The 19,426-nt window shown below is 46.8% G+C and carries 22 protein-coding genes; 16 read left to right on the forward strand and 6 right to left on the reverse strand.

Annotated elements, in window-relative coordinates; translation table 11 throughout:
• Positions 1 to 11: 11 nt before the first annotated feature.
• From RS881_RS47240 to RS881_RS47255, 4 genes are all read right to left on the reverse strand, one after another.
• On the reverse strand, positions 12 to 851 hold the full coding sequence (locus RS881_RS47240) for a two-component regulator propeller domain-containing protein (protein ID WP_315817178.1): 840 nt from the start codon (positions 849 to 851) through the stop codon (positions 12 to 14).
• Between the two features lie 105 nt (positions 852 to 956).
• Complete coding sequence (locus RS881_RS47245) at positions 957 to 1,253, reverse strand: LuxR C-terminal-related transcriptional regulator (protein ID WP_315817179.1); 297 nt, start codon at positions 1,251 to 1,253, stop codon at positions 957 to 959.
• Positions 1,254 to 1,376: 123 nt separating this feature from the next.
• On the reverse strand, positions 1,377 to 1,604 hold the full coding sequence (locus tag RS881_RS47250; protein ID WP_315817180.1) for a response regulator transcription factor: 228 nt from the start codon (positions 1,602 to 1,604) through the stop codon (positions 1,377 to 1,379).
• A gap of 792 nt (positions 1,605 to 2,396) precedes the next feature.
• On the reverse strand, positions 2,397 to 2,579 hold the full coding sequence (locus tag RS881_RS47255; RefSeq protein ID WP_315817181.1) for a hypothetical protein: 183 nt from the start codon (positions 2,577 to 2,579) through the stop codon (positions 2,397 to 2,399).
• 790 nt (positions 2,580 to 3,369) lie between these two features.
• Between RS881_RS47255 and RS881_RS47260 the strand changes: the two genes are divergently transcribed.
• The 16 genes from RS881_RS47260 (at position 3,370) to RS881_RS47335 (ending at position 18,015) form a co-directional block, all read left to right on the forward strand.
• Positions 3,370 to 4,809 carry a hypothetical protein gene (locus RS881_RS47260; protein ID WP_315817182.1) on the forward strand — a complete coding sequence of 480 codons (1,440 nt, stop codon included), beginning with the start codon at positions 3,370 to 3,372 and terminating at the stop codon, positions 4,807 to 4,809.
• 150 nt (positions 4,810 to 4,959) lie between these two features.
• Entirely contained in the window at positions 4,960 to 5,970 is a 1,011-nt protein-coding gene (locus RS881_RS47265) for a hypothetical protein (protein ID WP_315817183.1), read from the forward strand.
• 140 nt (positions 5,971 to 6,110) lie between these two features.
• Positions 6,111 to 8,075, forward strand: a complete 1,965-nt coding sequence (locus RS881_RS47270) for a hypothetical protein (protein ID WP_315817184.1) — start codon at positions 6,111 to 6,113, stop codon at positions 8,073 to 8,075.
• Positions 8,076 to 8,162: 87 nt separating this feature from the next.
• Positions 8,163 to 8,300 (forward strand): hypothetical protein, encoded by a 138-nt coding sequence (locus RS881_RS47275; RefSeq protein WP_315817185.1) that lies wholly within the window; start codon positions 8,163 to 8,165, stop codon positions 8,298 to 8,300.
• Positions 8,297 to 8,695 carry a hypothetical protein gene (locus RS881_RS47280; RefSeq protein ID WP_315817186.1) on the forward strand — a complete coding sequence of 133 codons (399 nt, stop codon included), beginning with the start codon at positions 8,297 to 8,299 and terminating at the stop codon, positions 8,693 to 8,695. The genes RS881_RS47275 and RS881_RS47280 overlap by 4 nt, the downstream gene beginning before the upstream one ends.
• A gap of 16 nt (positions 8,696 to 8,711) precedes the next feature.
• Positions 8,712 to 9,083: a DUF8696 domain-containing protein gene (locus RS881_RS47285; protein WP_315817187.1), complete on the forward strand. Its 372-nt coding sequence runs from the start codon at positions 8,712 to 8,714 to the stop codon at positions 9,081 to 9,083.
• A gap of 53 nt (positions 9,084 to 9,136) precedes the next feature.
• Complete coding sequence (locus RS881_RS47290) at positions 9,137 to 9,310, forward strand: DUF8696 domain-containing protein (RefSeq protein ID WP_315817188.1); 174 nt, start codon at positions 9,137 to 9,139, stop codon at positions 9,308 to 9,310.
• Between the two features lie 14 nt (positions 9,311 to 9,324).
• Positions 9,325 to 10,839, forward strand: coding sequence for a DUF8696 domain-containing protein (locus RS881_RS47295; RefSeq protein WP_315817189.1), 1,515 nt, complete (start codon positions 9,325 to 9,327; stop codon positions 10,837 to 10,839).
• 47 nt (positions 10,840 to 10,886) lie between these two features.
• Positions 10,887 to 11,207 carry a DUF6443 domain-containing protein gene (locus RS881_RS47300; RefSeq protein WP_484557645.1) on the forward strand — a complete coding sequence of 107 codons (321 nt, stop codon included), beginning with the start codon at positions 10,887 to 10,889 and terminating at the stop codon, positions 11,205 to 11,207.
• A 14-nt stretch (positions 11,208 to 11,221) separates the two neighbouring features.
• Positions 11,222 to 12,469, forward strand: coding sequence for a hypothetical protein (locus tag RS881_RS47305; protein WP_315817190.1), 1,248 nt, complete (start codon positions 11,222 to 11,224; stop codon positions 12,467 to 12,469).
• Positions 12,470 to 12,765: 296 nt separating this feature from the next.
• Positions 12,766 to 13,017, forward strand: coding sequence for a hypothetical protein (locus RS881_RS47310; RefSeq protein ID WP_315817191.1), 252 nt, complete (start codon positions 12,766 to 12,768; stop codon positions 13,015 to 13,017).
• The gene (locus RS881_RS47315) at positions 13,001 to 13,309 is read left to right on the forward strand and encodes a hypothetical protein (protein ID WP_315817192.1); all 309 of its coding nucleotides are present in this window, start codon (positions 13,001 to 13,003) and stop codon (positions 13,307 to 13,309) included. Before RS881_RS47310 ends, RS881_RS47315 begins: the two co-directional genes overlap by 17 nt.
• The gene (locus tag RS881_RS47320) at positions 13,249 to 13,809 is read left to right on the forward strand and encodes a hypothetical protein (protein ID WP_315817193.1); all 561 of its coding nucleotides are present in this window, start codon (positions 13,249 to 13,251) and stop codon (positions 13,807 to 13,809) included. Before RS881_RS47315 ends, RS881_RS47320 begins: the two co-directional genes overlap by 61 nt.
• Positions 13,754 to 14,644, forward strand: coding sequence for an RHS repeat domain-containing protein (locus tag RS881_RS47325; protein WP_315817194.1), 891 nt, complete (start codon positions 13,754 to 13,756; stop codon positions 14,642 to 14,644). The genes RS881_RS47320 and RS881_RS47325 overlap by 56 nt, the downstream gene beginning before the upstream one ends.
• Positions 14,645 to 16,326: 1,682 nt before the next feature.
• Entirely contained in the window at positions 16,327 to 16,641 is a 315-nt protein-coding gene (locus RS881_RS47330) for a hypothetical protein (RefSeq protein ID WP_315817195.1), read from the forward strand.
• A gap of 837 nt (positions 16,642 to 17,478) precedes the next feature.
• Entirely contained in the window at positions 17,479 to 18,015 is a 537-nt protein-coding gene (locus RS881_RS47335; RefSeq protein ID WP_315817196.1) for a hypothetical protein, read from the forward strand.
• 300 nt (positions 18,016 to 18,315) lie between these two features.
• On the opposite strand, the gene RS881_RS47340 is transcribed toward RS881_RS47335, so the two are convergent.
• Both RS881_RS47340 and RS881_RS47345 read right to left on the reverse strand, forming a co-directional pair.
• Positions 18,316 to 18,888, reverse strand: coding sequence for a hypothetical protein (locus tag RS881_RS47340; protein WP_315817197.1), 573 nt, complete (start codon positions 18,886 to 18,888; stop codon positions 18,316 to 18,318).
• A gap of 99 nt (positions 18,889 to 18,987) precedes the next feature.
• Positions 18,988 to 19,410: a hypothetical protein gene (locus tag RS881_RS47345; protein ID WP_315817198.1), complete on the reverse strand. Its 423-nt coding sequence runs from the start codon at positions 19,408 to 19,410 to the stop codon at positions 18,988 to 18,990.
• Positions 19,411 to 19,426: the final 16 nt, after the last annotated feature.

The raw sequence follows: 19,426 nt of genomic DNA on the forward strand, positions 1-19,426 counted from the left end.
AAAATCAAAGCTCAGCAAGTGATCACCATACCGGAGGAACATGCCAGTTTGGTTGGAGAAAAACGGGCTTTATTAAGATCAGGGCGGCCTTTCTCTTTCAGGGCCGACAGCATATTGGATAATTGGAACCTAAGTTTTGTTTTTACCCCTGCCTGGTATACCTCTATATTGCCAATAGTGTCCACCACAAAAAGCGCTTGATGAGTATAAAAATGCTTTACAACATTGTAGTTTATACTATCTACCCACTGGCAATGGCCTTGTTGATAATAACTGATGCCGGTGGCGCCGAGGAACCAGGCGTTACCGTTGGCCTCGGGGTAAAATTCCTGGGTAACAAAAGACCCTCTACCCAAAAGCGGTTCCTGCATCATCCTGATCGAATCGACGGCATTCCGTCGGTAGGGTCGTAAGTCCAGTACATATCCATGATTGCCCATCAGGAAATTATTTCCTATGGCAGCGCCTGGTAAATATTGTATCCGTCCATCCCCTTCAATTTTGTGAACGCCTCCGCCTTCGCTGGTAAAAAACAGGTTGCCTTTTCCGTCGCCACTTAAACCGGCTACCCGGTTAGAGCCTAGCGTAAGTACGTTGCCCGAAAAGAAATGCAGGAAGTTCTTGCCATCAAACCTTACCAGGCCAAATTGGGTGGTAAACCAGCAATACCCATTTACATCTTCATAAAAACCGGTAACATCGTTGGAGGGTAAACCATTTTCATCGTCAAAGTGAAGGAAGGAATGCTGTGAAAAGTATGGAGCCGGTTGCTGCCGGGCCATCGTGGGGCCAGGAAGCAAGAGAAGTAGGTATAAAATGGCGGCCAGGTTATGCCGTTGCACTGATCTCATAGGCTTAAGTAATGCATTATCTGCATCCGTAACATTTAAAAAATATTAAGGTAGGAAGATAAAGGAACAAGGCCTTGAAAATGCCGCAACGTAGAACAGCGGCTTTTAACTTTTGTTACCCAAACTTGCATTCGCGTCGTACAACCTGGCCAGGTCTGCCAGTTGAATAATATTTTGCACATTCAGCTTTTCAAAGATATGTGCTTTGTGGGTTCCCACGGTAGATGCATGCAGGTTAAGCGACTCCGCTATAGCAGATACAGAGTCGCCCCGGGTAAGCCGCATGGCTACATCAAACTCCCGGTTGCTCAATTCATCAAAAGGGTTTTCTTTCTTTTTCTCCAAAGCATCCATGGAAATGATCTGGGCCAGCTCGGGACTGATGTATCGATTGCCTTTCAATACAGTCCAGATGGCTTTTAATCTCTTCTTCCGGGGATTCTTTATTGAGAAAACCTTTTACCCCCATCTTGAGGAATCGCCTGCCGTACCACTCTTCCGGATTCATGGTAAAGATCAGGATATTCAGGTGGGGGTAGCTGTAAGCAGATAGCTGATGAAATCAATGGTATCTGTGCCGGGGATATTAACATCAAGAATAATGAGGTCATAAGTATTCTTCTTAAGCTGCGCTACGGCAACATCGCCACTTTTTGCCTCATCAATGCTGGCAGATGGGATTTCCTGGTGGATAAGAAAACCAATGCCCACCCTGATAATCGAATGGTCGTCAATAATTAGTATTTTAGACATGGTACGTTTTGGTAATGCTATACAAAAATATATAATGCAAGTAGCAATTTGGTGGAAATATCCATATTTATGGGTCAAATAACAACGAAAATTTGATAGTTTTTTCTATTCTCGCAGCTTTTTGCCGTTTTTACATCTGCCCGTAATAGTCGCCTTTCGCCCTCCACCCTAATTCAAAGCTATTTTAAGGCATTTGTGCGGTCCCGCCTAAGAGTTTACCCTATCGTTGTATTTCTAAATGTTGCTAGGGATATTACGAGATTGATGAAAACTATACATTCTGCTTTACATTTGTACCTGACCGTTTGAATAAAACCTTTTTTTCTGCCTTTCCTTTCAGTTCCTTTCCTTTTTACCCCTAAAGCTAATACAGCTCCAAACGGGTTGGTTTTACCGAAATAATAGCAAACTGCAAGATTATTTAAACATACGTGCGGCCATGTATATGCCGTTATATTTTTGCACAGGCGATGAGAACAATGGGAAATCAGAAAGACTTCCGGGGTGATGGTTGGGTACGGGTGATTTTTCACATCCATGGGGATCGTTGGGAAGGTCAACTGTAGTCGGCCCCACTTTCTGGGAGTCTTTTCTGTTTTGCAGGGAACATTGAAAAAGGTTTTTAGTAGTTTGAATACGCTTAAATCCAGTATTCTCTTTTCAATCCCACGCTCTATGAACAGCTAATCCGTACCCTATTTTTGCTACTAATTAAGTGCATCTTGCAATACTGTTGTTTTGGCCTGCAAAAAAGCAGAATCGACCTTCTGGGCCGCCGCTTGTTCGGGAAAATCACCGCCCGGTACAATTTCTCCTCATCGGGCTCAAAAACACTTCTACACCTTCTACTTCCACCCTGAACCGATGAGTATAACCCAAAGACTGCCACTGCAATAAAAACTCCATTTCTTCTCCCCGGTAGGGCACAACAATAACGATGGGACCTTCCATAATGAAACAAAGATAAGACAGCATTTGACAAAGATTTCTTCGTTTATTCCGGTAAGTGGGTAGTGGCAAAGTTAGCCGCAAGCCATGAGCCCTGCCCCGAACGGTGAGGAAAATACACTTTTGAACGCCTGGTAACCAGGAAATAGCCCTGAAATAAGGTAAGCGACAAACAAGACAGGAAAACCTATAGACACGGCACTAATGCCGGTTTTCCTGCCCGGTCTTCGGACCTTAATATCTTTCATTACCCACAAATTTTCCGACTTCCCAACTTTCGGACATCCCGACTTTCCGGACGTTCCTGCCTGCATCATCCTGCGTTTAATCATCCCTTTGGTTTTTTGACGATAATCATAAACGTATACAATAACCGGCATTTTAACCAGCACCATTTGGTAATCCGGGCAAAACATCCTAACGTTGTATAGTAAGTATTCCGCGCATTTTCCCCGTAATGATGAAGTCTATTGATCCGTATGTTCTTATTGACCGTTAATTGTGTTGATATGGCATTGGAGTAGCATATTCGCACCTTTGGCATGGCAAAATTATAGCTGCCATGAGTAAAGTATGCAAAGAATGGTTAAACCGGCATTGTTTTTTGGAACGTAATGGACTAATTGCTATTATTGACAAACGTAGCAATGATACATTTGCACAGGCTCACATCCAGCCATCTGCACAGTTAGTGATAAAAACTCGAGTACATTCCCTGCCAATTCAGTGATCAGGTACTATGCAAGTCATTGTATCCTGGTAATAATTTATTGTTTACTCCTTAAGCCAATTGCTTATGCGAAATCTTCTTGCCATTATGGTAGGCATAATGGTGTTTCCTACTGTTGGGCTATGCCAACAGCTACGCCCTGGTTATGATCCAATGACCCTCCTGCCAGTCAGGTTCTTCGGACAGATCAGCCAAACCGCCCAAACTATTCAAGGTAAACTTGACAAACAAGCGACGCGGTACCTGCATAAAATATTGCGACAGGAACAGCGGCTCAAACGCAAACTGGCCAGGAAGGATACCGCCGCAGCCCATGAACTGTTTGGTAAAACAACAGGGTATTACCAGCAACTCAAGCAAACAGTCAATAACACTACCAGCGACCCGCCCTATATCCCTTTCCTGGATACCCTGCAAACCAGCTTGCTATTCCTGCAACAAAACCCTTCCCTGCTACAAGAAGCCAAAGGGGCAACAGATCGGCTAACCCAAAGCATGGGCGACCTGCAGGCATTGGAAAAAGGGTTTCAGCAAACAGCAACCCTGCAGGCCATCTTGCAGCAGCGGCACCAATACCTCCGCGAAAAGCTGCAGGGGCTGGGCCTGGGTAAGGAGATCGGCAAACTCAACAAGCAGGTATACTATTATAGCCAGCAGGTGAATGAATACAAAGAAATATTGAAGCATCCCGCCAAAATTGAACGCAAGGCACTCGACCTGTTAAGCAATACCAGGGTGTTCCAGGATTTTATGCGCCGCCACAGCCGCCTGGCTGCTTTATTCCGCCTGCCGGGCAGTGATGACAATGCCTTTTCAGGTATTAGTTATGCCAGTTTGCAAACCCGTGAACAGGTATCCGGTATGATCCAGCAACAACTGGCTGCTGGTGGCCCCCAGGCCCAGCAACAATTTCAACAGCAACTGCAAACCGCCCAGGCCGAACTGAGTAAGTTAAAAGATAAGATACTAAAGGCAGGTTCTAACGGTGTCATACCAGGCCGGGAGGAAGACATGCCCAACTTCAAGCCCAATACCCAAAAAACAAAAAGCTTTAAACAGCGCCTGGAACTGGGCACCAATATCCAGTCGCAAAAAGCCACCAATTATTTTCCTGTTACCACCGATATAGCAATTTCCCTGGGGTACAAGCTCAATGATAGATCTATCGTGGGTATTGGCGCTGCCTATAAACTGGGTTGGGGACAAGGATGGGATCATATACAAATTACCCACCAGGGCGCCGGTATCAGGAGTTTTATTGACTGGCAGATAAAGAACAGCTTTTGGTTCAGCGGTGGCTTTGAAATGAACTACCGGCCCCTGAATGTAAGCAACGTCACGGGCGCTGCGCCAGGCATTCCAATGTCCCCTCCGAAGAGCGATACCTGGCAGCGTAGCGGCCTGTTCGGCCTTAGCAAAAATACCAGGCGGGTAAAAGTTCAAAGGCAAAATACAATTGCTATGGGATGCACTATCCTACCAGCAGGTGCCACGGGCGCAGCCTTTTGTATTCCGCGTGGGCTATGATCTGAAATAACCTCATACAACAATTAACCAAAACTATATGTGCTGTAAAGCTTTGTTATCTTTTTTGTACTGTATATAAGTACACAGGCAATTGGGCAATACCAGGAAAACTTACCACAGGCAAAACCCATCCCACCCAATGCTGCTGCTTTGTTTAAGACACTGGAAAGACCCATTGGAACTTATGCCGGCACCGTTCCCATCAGTTTTCCCCTTTTCGGTGTTTCCAGTGGTCCTATAGCCGCCAACCTTTCCCTGGATTACAACAGCACAGGTGGTATTAAAGTAGAAGAATTGGGCGGCCCCATTGGTTTGGGGTTTAACCTCAATGATGGCGGAGGCAGGATCACACAGATGGTTAGGGGCAAGCGCCCCGATGACCGGGGCGGCATCCTGAATGGCGCCAGTTCCCTCCGTCCCTCCACCTGGGGATGTTACCTGACCGATGTAGACAATATTGACGTTGGCGAGGTTGATATGGAAGCAGATGTATTCATGTATAGCTTCAATGGGTACAGCGGCAAATTCTTTATCAAAGAGAATGGGCAGATCATCCTCGCCAAAAACGATGGAATAAAAATTGATTATGGCGGAATACCCGACCAGTATACTGGTTTTACAAACTGGACCATTACCGACGAAAGAGGTAATAAATATGTTTTTGGACATATGATTACGAATGAGTCGACCTATTATAGCAATGGAGGGGCTGGCAGTACCAGCATCTCTTCCATCTCTTATTACCTGGATTATATAGAGGATATGAATGGAGAGAACCGGATCTCATTTACTTATACCGGTACCGGCAATACTTTCTCCACCTATTCCGGCGGTTTCTTACACGTTGGTCCGGTAGGCCCGTTTTGCGCCCGGTTCAATACTTCTTATGATCAGGGATCGGTAACTACTGATGGTTCCGAATTACTGGTATCCAGGATCGATGCCAGGAGTGGCTATATCCTGGTCAATTCTTCACCGGTTTATCCGTCGGGCCCTAAGCGCATTACTTCTGTTCAACTATATGATCCGGGCAATAACCTGAAAAACAATACAGGTTCAACTATGGGACCAGCTTTGCCAACAACCGCCAAAAGCTGGTCAACTTTGCCGAAGCAGGAACCTCCGGCACCGACAGTGTCACTACCAAATTTGACTATATAGAATCGGAAAACCTGCCCACAGTTTTTTCTCCCAGCGTTGATATCTGGGGCTTTTACAATGGTATACCGAATCTTAACACTGGTCTCATTCCCAATATTATTTATACCGTTACAAGTACCAATACGACACTCGATTGGACCATGTATGCCAACCGGAATGCGAACTGGATCTATGGCCGGGCCAATGTGTTAAGAAAGATTACCTTCCCATCCGGTGGATACCGGGAACTGGACTATGAAGGTAACCAGGCATTTGCCAGTGGCGATTTTTTCAGGTATCACCCCAATCCTTCCTTCCTGGCCCCTTATACCGTGAACAAGGGTTTTAATGAAACAGATTTTTTTAACAATGGTACTACCGAGCCTGTTTTACAGCGTTTGTTTACCATCAGTAGCACGACCGGGAGTTCGGAATTCTATTACACATTGAGTAATCCGCATGTGACCTGCGGAACCTATACCGTAAAGATCATGCGGGTAAGCAATCCGACCGATCTGTATGGAGGCGCCCCCGTGGCCACTTTTACTGGAGCCCCAACGGGCAATAAATTATTGGTCAATGGGTATTACCGCATTGATGTATTTATTGGCGCCAATCCCAATCAAATGTCCTGTACCATGGGTGGTATTGCGGGATCCTGGCAGGAATGTACTTTAATAGACAGTAACGTATCCACGCCGTATGGCAGTTTTTACAAAGTAGCCCGCCCCGTAGGTGGCATACGGGTGAAGGAGATCAGGGATTATGATCCGGCCACCAACAGGATCAACAGGCGACAGTATAAATACAAGATGTACTCTACTGATTCTACCCTGACCAGTGGCTTGCTGGTATCGCCGGTCAATATTCTTCAAATGCAAAATACCAGCAACTCCAATTGCGAGTACCTGTCATTATGCCCGGGAAGCAGCTATCCACTGGCTGCTGATGGAGGTTCCTTTGTCGTGTATCCCGAGGTACGCACCATCGATAGCGCCAATGGATGGACAGATCAATTGTTTTCCTATGCGCCGGACCTTCCTCCATCAAGCTTTCCGTATGTACCAACACAAGACAATGGTTACCGGCGGGGGCACCTGGTTGGCCAGAAGATATATGATCAGAATGGTATGTTGCTGCAACAAAAACAAATGGTATATAATCAGCAGGCTGGCTCGCCAATCATATATAGTATCAAGTATAAACCTTACTGGTATGTAGGTGCTTATAATGCATTGTATACTGATGTTAAGCCAGTTCCATTTAATAGTGTAGGGTTCGTAGCCTGTAATAAATATGGGGTAAAAGGAATATTCTGGACCCCTGCTTATACGATAGAAACCACCTATACCCCTTCGGGTTATAATAAAGATTCCACCTTTTATGATTATGCCAGCTACAATGAGTACTACTATTTAAAAAGCGAGGTGACCACCAGCAGCAATAAAAAAATAAAACAACGCAGTTATAAATATCCCTTTACCAGCAACAACGATTTTAAGTTTGGTTTAAGCGCTTATGAACAAACCATGAAAACTACCCTGCTGGATAAAAACTACCTGGCGCCACTGGAGGTCATCGACTCCATCAAGGACATAGGCGGCAGCTACTCTTTCCTGCATGGCGCAAAATACCTGTTCGGCAAATTCAACAACGACAGCCTGGTACACCTCAAAACATTCCGCAGTTTCAGAACAGCTACCGACTCCATGGTGATCAACTATTCCGCCTATGACAGCAGCGGCAACCCGCGGGAACAATACAAGACAGATGATAACAAAGAAATTATACTCTGGGGATATAACCGCACCTATGCCGTTGCCAAAATTACCGGCAGCACCCTCAGTACTGTACTGGGATTTATTAATATATCGGTAATCAACAACCCCGCTTCCAATGCGGTGCTCCGAACGGAATTGGATAAGATCCGTACCGGCCTGGCCGGTACCCGGGCGCTGGTAACTACTTATACTTATACAACCCTGTATGGCATGGCTTCCATGACTGACCCTTCGGGTAAAACCATTTATTATGAATATGACCTGTTGGGACGGCTGAAGTTGATAAAAGACCAGGACAACCGGGTTCTGAAAAGGATTGAATACAGGTTCAACACCCTGCTATAGCATCAATCACTTTTAGTGAAAAATGGAAAATGTCAGGCAGGGTTTAGCGAAGCCGGCTTTGAATAAAAAGCAATTAAACAAGTACACATGAAACAATTGATCATTCTCCTGGTAAACTGCCTGCTGTACCTGCAGGGAACTGCACAATCATCGGCCACCCTTACAACGATCAACAACCAAACCATTGCCCTGGACAGCCTGGCCGGCAAAAAGTGCTGGTCATGATCCTGCCCTTGCAGGAAGATACAGCCATAGTGAACCAACTGGTGCGGTTTAAAAGCAGGTTGGGCGACAGTATGACCATCATCGGGTTGGTTTGTGTGTCGGCCTGTAATGTATCAGCGACCACCATTACCGGCATCTATGAAAGCGCTATCCAGGCAGGGGTAATCATTAGCGCTGGCAGCACAGCCCTGGACCCGGGCACTGAACCGGAAAGCTTGTTGAAATGGCTCACCGATAAAAGCAACAACAACCGGCAAACAGAACCCGGTGTAACTGGCAGTAAATATTTCCTGACCAGGCAGGGAAAGCTGTATGCCCAGTTGGGCGGGGCCGATAGCCTGGATTTACAACTGGCAGAAAACATTGCCAGGACCAAAGTACCGGGAGAATATTAACCTCAAATTACTTTTTATGCTTCTGTCAACATTGATACGATACACTTATTTGCTAATAACTGCCTTGCTGCCAGCTACCTTGCCGGCCCAGTTTGTAACCCCGGGTGTGGTAAGTCCATCCAGCCAAACCATTGTATCGGGTACGGCACCTGCATTATCGGCTACAGCACCCAGTGGGGGAAGTGGGTCCTATCCTTATATGTATACCTTTCAATGGCAGTCGTCTCCCAATGGCAGCACCTGGACCAATATATCAGGTGCTACTTCCGGTAGCTCCTGTGCAGCAGGCCCCATTACCGCAAACACTTATTTCCGCTTGTTCACCTACGAGAATGGCACCCCTATATTTCCAATACAGCTACCGTTACCGTTGTTGCTGCTCTGGTAGCAGGTACCGTATCACCTGCCAGCGCATCCATCAACTACAATACCTCCCCGGGGTTGCTGACTGGCACCGCAGCCACCGGCGGCAATGGAACCTATGCCTACCAATGGCAGTCCTCACCCGACAATACCACCTTTACCAATATTGGTGGCGCTACGGCTCAAAACTATACACCGGTAACCTCACCGCCAATACCTGGTACCGGCGTACAGTTACCAGTAATGGCGTAACCCTCAACAGCAATGTGGTGACAATTACTGTGTACCCCCAACTGGTGGCAGGCAGCGTAACACCTGCGAGTGCAAGCATCAACTACAATACGTCGCCGGGTTTACTCACTGGTACCGTGGCCACTGGTGGCAATAGCACCTATGCCTACCAATGGCAAAGCTCTCCCGATAATAGTACGTATACCAACATCGGCGGCGCTACGGCTCAAAACTATACACCCGGTAACCTCATAGCCAATACCTGGTACCGGCGTACAGTAACCAGCAATGGCGTAACTGTTAATAGCAATACTGTGGCGGTAACGGTGTATCCTCAACTGGTGGCAGGCAGTGTAACACCTGCGAGTGCAAGCATCAACTACAATACCTCCCCGGGGTTGCTGACTGGCACCGCAGCCACTGGTGGCAATGGAACCTATGCCTATCAATGGCAATCCTCATCCGATAATACCACTTATACGAACATTGGCGGCGCTACGGCTCAAAACTATACGCCGGGTAACCTCATAGCCAATACCTGGTACCGGCGATCTGTGACCAGCAATGGCGTAACTGTTAATAGCAATACTGTGGCGGTAACGGTGTATCCGCAACTGGTACCTGGAACTGTAACACCTGCCAGCATCGGCATTAACTACAATACCGCCCCGGGGTTGCTGACTGGCACCGCAGCCACCGGCGGCAATGGCACTTTGCTTATCAATGGCAATCCTCGCCCGATAATACCACCTTTACCAATATTGGCGGCGCTACTGGCTCAAAACTATACGCCGGGCAACCTCACCGCCAATACCTGGTTCCGGCGTTCTGTAACCAGTAATGGCGTAACCCTAAACAGCAATACTGTGGCCGTAACCGTGTATCCGCAATTAGCGGCAGGTACTTTGTCGCCTGCTGCTCTTTCCATCAACTACAATACCGCCCCGGGGTTGCTGACCGGCACCACTGCCACTGGTGGCAATGGATCTTATACCTACGAGTGGCAGCAATCATCCGAAAATACCAATTGGACAACTGTCGGTGGTGCCACAAGTCTGAACTATACGCCCGGCAACCTGCCTGTTACTACTTACTTCCGCCGGGCGGTAACCAGCAATGGGGCATCGGTAAACAGCAATGTGGTAACAGTAACGGTGTATGGTCAACTCATAGCCGGCAGCCTGCAACCCGGCAGTAAAACCATTACGGCTGGTACCAGTCCGGGCTCACTGGGCGGCGCTACCGCCACCGGCGGCAACGGCAGCTATACCTGGCAATGGCAAACATCTTTAGACAATAGCAGTTGGACTAATATTGGCGGTGCGACCACCCAAAACTATACACCCGGCAACCTCTCCACCGCCACCTGGTACCGCCGGCAGGTCAGCAGTAATGGCCTTACAGCCTTCAGCGAACCCCTGCTGATCTCTATGACCCAGCCCGTGGCCGCTACACCGGCCGCCTACAATGTCACTACCATCAACTATATCCGTACCTGGGATGCCACGGCTCCCGATACCGATGATGCCAGCCTCATCACCCGCCCCTGAAAGACGTAAAACAAACCACCCAGTATATTGATGGCCTGGGCAGGCCGATACAAACCGTCGTAAAGCAGGGTTCACTGGCTACAGGAAGTTCTCCAATGGACCTGGTCATGCCGGTAGTATATGATGCCATGGGCCGCGAGCAATACCAATACCTGCCTTTTGCGGCCAATACCACTGGTGGCAATGCATCGGTAAATGATGGTGCTTTTAAGCTCAATCCCTTCCAGCAGCAGGCCACTTTTACCGGCACCCGGTATCCCGGTGAAAATTATGGCTATAGCCAAACCATCTTTGAGCCTTCACCACTCAACAGGCCTTTAAAACAACTGGCGCCCGGCAATAGCTGGGCAGGCAGCGACCGGGGATAGAGACCCAATTGTATGTGAATACGATTACCGATAGCGTACGCATCTGGGCTGTCACCAACAGCGGTACCATGGGGGTGTTTGCTACCTACACCTGCGACAGCCTGTACGATGCCGGTACCTTGTTTAAACAGGTAACGCAGGATGAGCACCACAAACAGGTCATTACCTTTACCAACAGCGAAGGCCAGGTGGTGCTGAAGAAAGTACAAAATACTGCCATCGTGGATACCGGCACCGGTAAAGGCCATTACGGCTGGCTCTGCACCTACTACGCTTATGATGTGTATGGGCTATTGCGCTGCGTTGTACAGCCCCGGGGAGTAGAACTGCTGCAGGCCAATAGCTGGAATATCAACTACAGCAGTGGTTTGATCCTGAATGAGCAATGCTTCCGCTATGAGTTTGATGGCAAACGGCGTATGATCATCAAAAAAGTGCCGGGTGCAGGCGAAGTATACATGGTGTACGATACCCGCGACCGGCTGGTGCTTACACAGGATGCCAATATGCGCAGTGGCAGCCCTGTAAAATGGCTGTACAGCCAGTACGATGAGATCAACCGGCCGGTAGCTACCGGCCTGTGGAACAACAGCAGTACCCTGGCTACCCATTACACGGCAGCTTATGGCAGTTCTACCTATCCCGGCCTCGCCGGACAAACCATCGAAGAACTGACCAATACCTTTTATGACAACTACAACTGGCGCAGCAGCTATGGCAACCCATTAAGTGCCACCCGTAGTAATGTGTACGATGCTTACCTGCAAACACCTTCCAATACTACCTGGCCTTATCCGCAAAATGCCACCCTGCAAAGCAGCCTCATCAAAGGACTGGTGACCGGCAGCCGCACCAAAGTATTGGGCACTGGTACTTATTTATACACCATCAACTTTTATGATGACAAAGGCCGCCTGACGCAGGTACAGGCCACCAACGTAAGTGGCGGCACCGATGTACAAACCACCCAATACAGTTTTGCAGGACAGCCCCTGCTACTGATCAGCAAAACCGAGAAAGCGGGCGCCAATGCACAGACCTCCATTGTGGTAACACAAATGAGTTATGATGACCTGGGCAGGGTAGTTAAAACCGAAAAGAAACTAAGCCATACCCTGGTGAACAGCAATGCCATGAGCGCTTACAAAACAATAGCCGAATTGCAGTACGATGCCCTGGGGCAGTTGAAGAAAAAGTACTCGCCCCCACCGGTGGCCCTGGCGGCGGCCCGCTGGACTCCCTGGTCAACGATTACAATATAAGGGGCTGGCTACTCGGTGTAAACCGTACGTATGCCAGGGATACGACACTGGTTGCTCCCGCCGCCGGACGTTATTTTGGTTTTGAACTGGCCTATGACAACAATGCACTTAGTGTTAATGGACTCTCCGATCCCTATGCCGGCAACCTCTTCAATGGCAATATAGCGGGTACGCTGTGGAAGAGTGCCGGCGACAGCCGCGTACGGCGCTATGACTTTACCTATGATGCCATAAACCGGCTGACGGGTGCCCAGTTTAAGCAGTTTACGGGCAGCAACTTCAACCTCAATGCGGGTATGGACTTCAGCACCACGGGGTTAAGTTATGATGCCAATGGCAATATCCTCACCATGAACCAGAAGGGCTGGAAGTCCGGCGGCAGTACCCTGATCGACAACCTGGCCTACAACTATATAGCGGGCAGCAATAAGCTGCTCAATGTGATAGATGGCGTCAGTGAACCATCCACCCCTGGGCGACTTCCGCACATCCAACCAACATCCGTCAGCAGGCAGCAAAAACAGCAGTACGGTGGATTACAGTTATGATGCCAATGGCAATATGGTCAAAGACCTCAATAAGGATATGGTCACTTTTGGTGGTGGCAATGGCGTGGAATACAATTACCTGAATCTGCCGGCTAAGGTGACCATTAAAAAGGATGGCAGCAGCAATAAAGGGACAATAGAATACCTCTATGATGCCACAGGCAATAAACTAAAGAAGACGGTATATGAGCCGGGTGTAGATACCATGGTAACCCTGTACCAGGGGGTGCCGTGTATCAGAATGACACTTTGCAGTTCATCGGTCATGAGGAAGGGCGTATCCGGTTGGTAAGGGTAGACAGTGCGGTATGCACTCCGCAGCCCAACCGGATCGTGTATGATTACTTCCTCAAAGATCACCTGGGTAGTGTACGTATGGTGCTGACGGAACAAAAAGAAGACATTTGTTACCCGGCGGCAACGGTAGAAGATGCAAGACTTCAAAAAGAATCGGCTTTCTTTAATATCGTGAACGGACGCAGGATCGACAAAGCCACCACCGGCGCTACCCAAACCAGTTTCGAGAACAAGCTGTACCGGGTACATGGTGGGCTGGCCAACGAAAAGACCGGGCTGGGGATTGTACTAAAAGTCATGGCGGGCGATAAGGTGAAGATCATGGCCGAATCGTTTTATACATTGCCTGGTGGCGGGGCAGGCAGTCCACTCACCCTGGCCGTGACCGAATTATTGGCGGCATTTACGGGCAGTAGCGCGATAACAGCGAATAAAGGGCGTGCTGACCCCGGCGCAGGTAAGTGGCATTGGTACCAACAATGCGGACTTGGGTAATTTTATTTCTAATAATAACCCTGGCGCCAACAATGCCAAAGCCTTCGTGAATTACCTGCTCTTTGATGAACAGTTGAAGTTTGTGGGCGGCGGGGCCAACCCGGTACTGGCGGGTGGGGGCTATAAACTGCACAATACCTACATCAACAGTCCGCTTACTATAGCCCGGAATGGCTATATTTATGTGTACGTCAGTAATGAATCCAACCTGCCGGTATACTTCGACAACCTGGCCGTTACCCACACCCCTGGGCCTATACTGGAAGAAACACACTATTATCCTTTTGGGTTGACGAAGGCAGGCATCACTTCAAAAGCCGCCGGCAAGCAGTACAATAAGTACAAGTTTAATGGCAAGGAAGAGCAAAAGCGGGAGTTTAGCGATGGCAGTGGGCTGGAGACTATAGATTACGGGGCCAGGATGTTTGATCCGCAGATTGGACGGTGGCATGTAGTAGATCCATTAGCAGACAAAATGAGAAGACACTCGCCGTACAATTATGCATTTGATAACCCCATCAGGTTTATTGATCCGGATGGGATGAAGCCTACGGATGATTATCAACTTGATAGGGAAGGGAGAATACGGCTACTAAGAAAGACAGATGATAAAACAGATAAATTGTTTGCAAGCAAATCGAATGATAAGGTAGATAAAAATAAATCTATTGAAGTGGAAAAAGGAATTTTGGACAATGTCGTAAATATGACTATTAAAAAAGATGGAAAGCTTGTAAATTATGATTATATGAAAGTCGATGACAAAGACAAGGCTACTCAACTTTTGAATTTACCTCAAAAAACTCTAAAGTTGAATGTCCATACTCAAGTTTAGAGATGGTAATCCTAATTTCTTATCTACTTCACACAGCGAAACAGGTGAATATGGTGGCCTATCTATATTCCTCGATCCAGTGATCAAAGCCGACCCAAGTAAACTGGTAGAATTTACTCACAGTCATCCAGACGGAATTACTTATCCTTCAGGGAGGGGTGACAGATCAAGTGATATCGCAGTGGCCAACGTTATGGAGACATTTGCACCAAACGTAAATTCTAACATATTTACCCCAGCAATGGCATTTATATACCTTTTAATAGTAAAACAGTGCAACCGGTTTAGATCCCGTGATAATAATACATGACAATAAGAAAAGGAATAAAAAGCAATAAAAATGAAATTTCTATTACCTCTTTATAGCATTTTCCTACTTTTAACTAACTCCTGTATTGGACAGAAAAAAAAGCCTATACCTCCAAAATGCAAAAAGAGAAGATACTGACAGCCTGTATTTTAACCAAGTGTTATCCGAGTACAAAGTAGATTCTTGTTTGTATGAATTATTGTATGAGGTTGCAAAAGCAGATCGGAAGACCTTTGATTCGTCAGTTGTTTTTATTCCATTTCATTTAGTCAGGGCAATCAATTCAAATTTCTAGATATTTACATTTTAAGGAGGGATAAGTCACCGTACTTAGATTATTCTGGTTATTTGAAAGCTGGAAATGACGTTTTTCTATTAAGGGGTGATTATGGGAAAGATCCACTTTTTAGTAAAAAAATTCTGCAAAAATCGGGGTCAAACTTCGCCGTCCGATAGATTTTCGTGCCGATAGCCTTGATAGAAAATATCTTCCTTCTTTCTTAGATTCACCCTTCGGCGGAACATATAAGGGGTGTAGTGGCTTACCAATAAAAATTATGATTTTTGTAAAGAAAGAAATTGAAGGGCTTAAGTTAAAGTTTCCGAAAAAAATGACTTACTATCCCCAATCTAGCGTATGCTGCTGATGGTTTTTGTGGATGGGTGCTAGAACCCCACCTCTCCGAACTACTGATTCCCTGATTCTTCTGGAATGTTTTCATTTTGATTGAATGAGCAATGCTTCCGCTATGAGTTTGATGACAAACGGCGTATGATCATGAAAAAGTACCGGGTGCAGGGGAAATATACATGGAGATCGTAACAATACAATGTATAAACAGCAGGGTACTGTGCTGGGGTATCAAGTAAATCGCACAAGTGATGTACCGGGCACAAACTTACAAACAGCCAAAGAGAATCGTGGAACGTATGTCCCACTATCAAAATTAAATTTATCAAAATAACCGTAGCCAATACCCCATCCCTTGCAAGTATGAAGCAGTGCTCTGTACGTTGACGCACTTGCATCCTTCAAACTAAAACCTATATCCGCTTTCACTTGTTTTCTAAACAAATTAAATAGGTCAGTTCCTAAGCCGCCATCTTAATGCTCATTACAGACAGCATCAATGATTATCCTGGCAGGTTTATTGCCGTATACTAATTGCTCTTTGCCCTGCTCCATTTCCTGATTCATGGTAACGGTTGTATAAGTTCCTCGCCTGGCTCGTACATGAGCTTTGTATCGCCTGCTGCGAACCGCCGTTACGTCCAGAATAGTCGTATCTGACTTTTGGGGTAGGCCAATTGTGGAAAGAAAAGATATATCTCTTCATCTAGTTGAGGATAATATTATAAAATCAGTAGAAAAATGAAAATCAAATCAAAATGGGTTTGGATTATAGTTTGCTCTTTAACAGCATGCGATTCAAATAGGAAAGATTCAGATAAAAAACCATCAAAGCCGCCTATGGAAAACACCCAAACAGGCAGCGACGATTTCATATATCATTTTCATATCTTAGATTCAATATCTTATTCAAGTATGAATGACACTGTTTATGTTGGTGCGACTCCTTCTATAGAATTCATGGAGGTTAATACAGGAATTGAAGCTCATTCCGATGGAACTTTATTTGGGAAGCTAGTATTCTCAAAAGAAGACTTACAGAAATGGCATGAGTAGTATGAAAAAAAAGTACGGCAAGAAAAATGATTAGCAAAAAAGACCACCATAAAAGCCTGACATCGTCCCCAATATGATACAGCTCATATTGCATCAACAAAACAATCTGGGAATATTTATACTAGATTTATTGACAAGCAAGGTAATATAACGACTGACGAAAGCCAAGTTAATGCTATAGATATTTATCTAAAATCCGCTAAAAACCGGAATTAATAATTAGGCAACTGGTTACAAAACAATAAACCGGCAAGAAGTCAAAAAATCAGATTTGTGTACTATGACGACAAATGGCACAAGGCAATTATGAAAACCCCTTATCTAAAGAGAGCATAAAATAAAAATGCTTCCAGTGAGCTACTGTCAGTCCTGACCAGCAGCTCATCACGTTGATGCAATCAAAAAATAGTAAAATGAGATTATTTTGCCGGACCCACTGGTGCAGTTTGAAAGTGTACTGGCTATATGCAGGATCTGTGTGCGTTTAAATAGCCAGGCGGGGCAGGTGGTAGTAGGTGGGTTGTAATCATTTTCTTTGGACCTGATTCCTGTCTCATTCGTACCTTGTTAGGGCCTTGTTCGGGGCCCGCTTAGGCGTATGCGCTTTATACCCGAAGCATGTACCAACTTAGCCCCTTTTTGGTCTCTGTGAGGCCCCTTGCAGCAGCATTGGAATACATTTGACGAACAGGCTGGTAGGGGATGGGGATTGAAGCCGGCGGATTAAAATGTGACTTTTTTATCGGTTTCTAATTGAATATGCCGGAAACTGTTGTTTTGCATTTGCTGCTCCCGGCAGCACATTGGTACTCGTTACCTTTAGGTAAATTCAATGTTATGGCGCGACTTACCTCACCACCATCATTTACCGGTACCGTAGGTGCCATTACGGTATACCGGATGTTTGGGCAGTATTATATGCGATCCCGCAGTACACTCACGGGTAAGCGGGTAAAGAAAGATCCTGCCTTCCGTAAAACGATGCAATATGCTGCCTGGCTGGCCCATGCTGCCCGCATTGCTTCAAGTGTATATGGGGCACTACCGGTGAACCGTAAAAAGCACAGGCTCTACCGTAAGCTCACGGGTGAAGCAATGACCTGGCTGAAATACCAATGGAAAGAGGAAGACATAATAGCTTACCTGGTGAAGCAGTATGGCGGCAGGCAACTACCTGTAGATGGGCCGGCCACGAAGTTGAAGCCCGCTAATCGCCGCGCAAGGCGCGGCTTGAGGTCTGTTGAGCGGGGGCTGGTGAAGAAAACGCCTGGTGAATATATATCCATTGAACTGCGGGCATGGCGAAGGCGGGATCAGTTATTCAGGCAGGCGTGCAGAGAGAAGGGGATCAGTATAAAAAGTGTATATATTTGAATTGGTCCACTGCCAAGCCTCCTACCAGCGACTGGCAACACTACGGCACAGGGTCTGGAATTGGTATCTTCCTGCAGGGATATTGCCTGCATATTGCCCAGGCATAGCCTACACATAGCCTAAACGAGGCCTAAACCACTATACATTAATGACTTAGGCTATGCGTAGGCTATGTGTAGACAATGTGTAGGCTATAGGCTGGCAATACGCAGGTTATGCACAGGCTGGTTCACTCCTGGCACACTACGCTTTAGTAACCACGCTGTCTTCTCCTGAAAAATGTTGAAACCTTGTCTAAGCTTATACAGTGGCCATCTTTTCCTGCCGGCGCTGCCAGAATGCAGCAGCAGGCCAGCGACGCTCATGACCATAAATCTTCCGGCGCAAAACCTGGTATTGATTAAAATGCCGTTCGAGATCCCGTTGATAAGCCAGGATCCGTTGCCGTTCAGGTTTTGATAATTCAAGCAATACAATGGCCGCCGCCTGGCAGGCCGAAGTGATCGCAAACCCAATCCCAAAAGAAGATACCGGATCAAAAGCCAATGCCGCATCACCAATAGCAAGGAAAGACCGGCTGTCAATACAATGAGAGATCTGCGTATGCGCATTCTTTACCCACAACTCCTCATTGGCATTAGCTCCCTGTAACAACTGTTTCACCTGCCTCGTTTGTTGTAAAAGCCCTGTCCAGCCAGCCATGGTATGATAAGCCTGCTTCGATACAATATCTGCATCCGAAAAGAATACAGCCGTCATCCTGTCTGGTGAAAGAGTAGCACAGTACCACCAGCCCTGCTCTACCGATTCCAGCACAGTAATATGGGCCAACTTAGTCCCCTCACCAAATGGCAGGAAGGCGCCCACCCCCATCAGGTGATCGTCTTTTTATGCCCACACCGATCTGGCGGCACACCGAAGCAGATCGACCGCTGGCATCGATCAGGAAACGCGCACGAATACCAAAACGCCCTAGTTGCGGATGCTGTAACAACACTTCCCATCCACCATCTTCGACCTGCGAAAACCGGGTGCATTTTGTGCGTGGAAAAATATGCCCCCTATGTCCGATACCCGCTGCAATAAAGTAAGATCAAACTGCGTCCTGTCTAATTGATAACTGGCAGCTTCTGTTGTAAAGATCGAGTCCCGTATTACAGGCTGGTCAATACCCCAATAAGAAGTATTGCCATACGTGGGCACAAAACAACCCGCGCCAAAATCCGACTGCTTGAGTTGCAGGTAATCCAGCAACCCGAATATCCCGGCACTCACATGTTCTCCCACCCGCCGTATATCCAGATCACTCTGCTCCACGATGGTTACAGAAATACCATCCCCATATTGCAATAAGCTGATCGTTGGCGGCGGCCCCTGCAAAGCCGCCGCCAACAATCAGCACATCCGTTGT

This window comes from Paraflavitalea speifideaquila, from assembly GCF_032395985.1.
Taxonomy (GTDB): Bacteria; Bacteroidota; Bacteroidia; order Chitinophagales; family Chitinophagaceae; genus Paraflavitalea; species Paraflavitalea speifideaquila.

Excerpts from the sequence above, each read along its gene's own strand:
- RS881_RS47280 (WP_315817186.1), top strand. The coding sequence starts at position 8,297 with ATGATCCTGCCCTTGCAGGAAGATACAGCCATAGTGAACCAACTGGTG.
- RS881_RS47260 (WP_315817182.1), top strand. The coding sequence starts at position 3,370 with ATGGTAGGCATAATGGTGTTTCCTACTGTTGGGCTATGCCAACAGCTA.
- RS881_RS47310 (WP_315817191.1), top strand. The coding sequence starts at position 12,766 with ATGGACTTCAGCACCACGGGGTTAAGTTATGATGCCAATGGCAATATC.
- RS881_RS47285 (WP_315817187.1), top strand. The coding sequence starts at position 8,712 with ATGCTTCTGTCAACATTGATACGATACACTTATTTGCTAATAACTGCC.
- RS881_RS47340 (WP_315817197.1), bottom strand. The coding sequence starts at position 18,888 with ATGGGGGTGGGCGCCTTCCTGCCATTTGGTGAGGGGACTAAGTTGGCC.
- RS881_RS47335 (WP_315817196.1), top strand. The coding sequence starts at position 17,479 with ATGGCGCGACTTACCTCACCACCATCATTTACCGGTACCGTAGGTGCC.
- RS881_RS47255 (WP_315817181.1), bottom strand. The coding sequence starts at position 2,579 with ATGCTGTCTTATCTTTGTTTCATTATGGAAGGTCCCATCGTTATTGTT.
- RS881_RS47330 (WP_315817195.1), top strand. The coding sequence starts at position 16,327 with ATGAAAATCAAATCAAAATGGGTTTGGATTATAGTTTGCTCTTTAACA.
- RS881_RS47275 (WP_315817185.1), top strand. The coding sequence starts at position 8,163 with ATGAAACAATTGATCATTCTCCTGGTAAACTGCCTGCTGTACCTGCAG.
- RS881_RS47250 (WP_315817180.1), bottom strand. The coding sequence starts at position 1,604 with ATGTCTAAAATACTAATTATTGACGACCATTCGATTATCAGGGTGGGC.
- RS881_RS47240 (WP_315817178.1), bottom strand. The coding sequence starts at position 851 with ATGAGATCAGTGCAACGGCATAACCTGGCCGCCATTTTATACCTACTT.
- RS881_RS47270 (WP_315817184.1), top strand. The coding sequence starts at position 6,111 with ATGTATGCCAACCGGAATGCGAACTGGATCTATGGCCGGGCCAATGTG.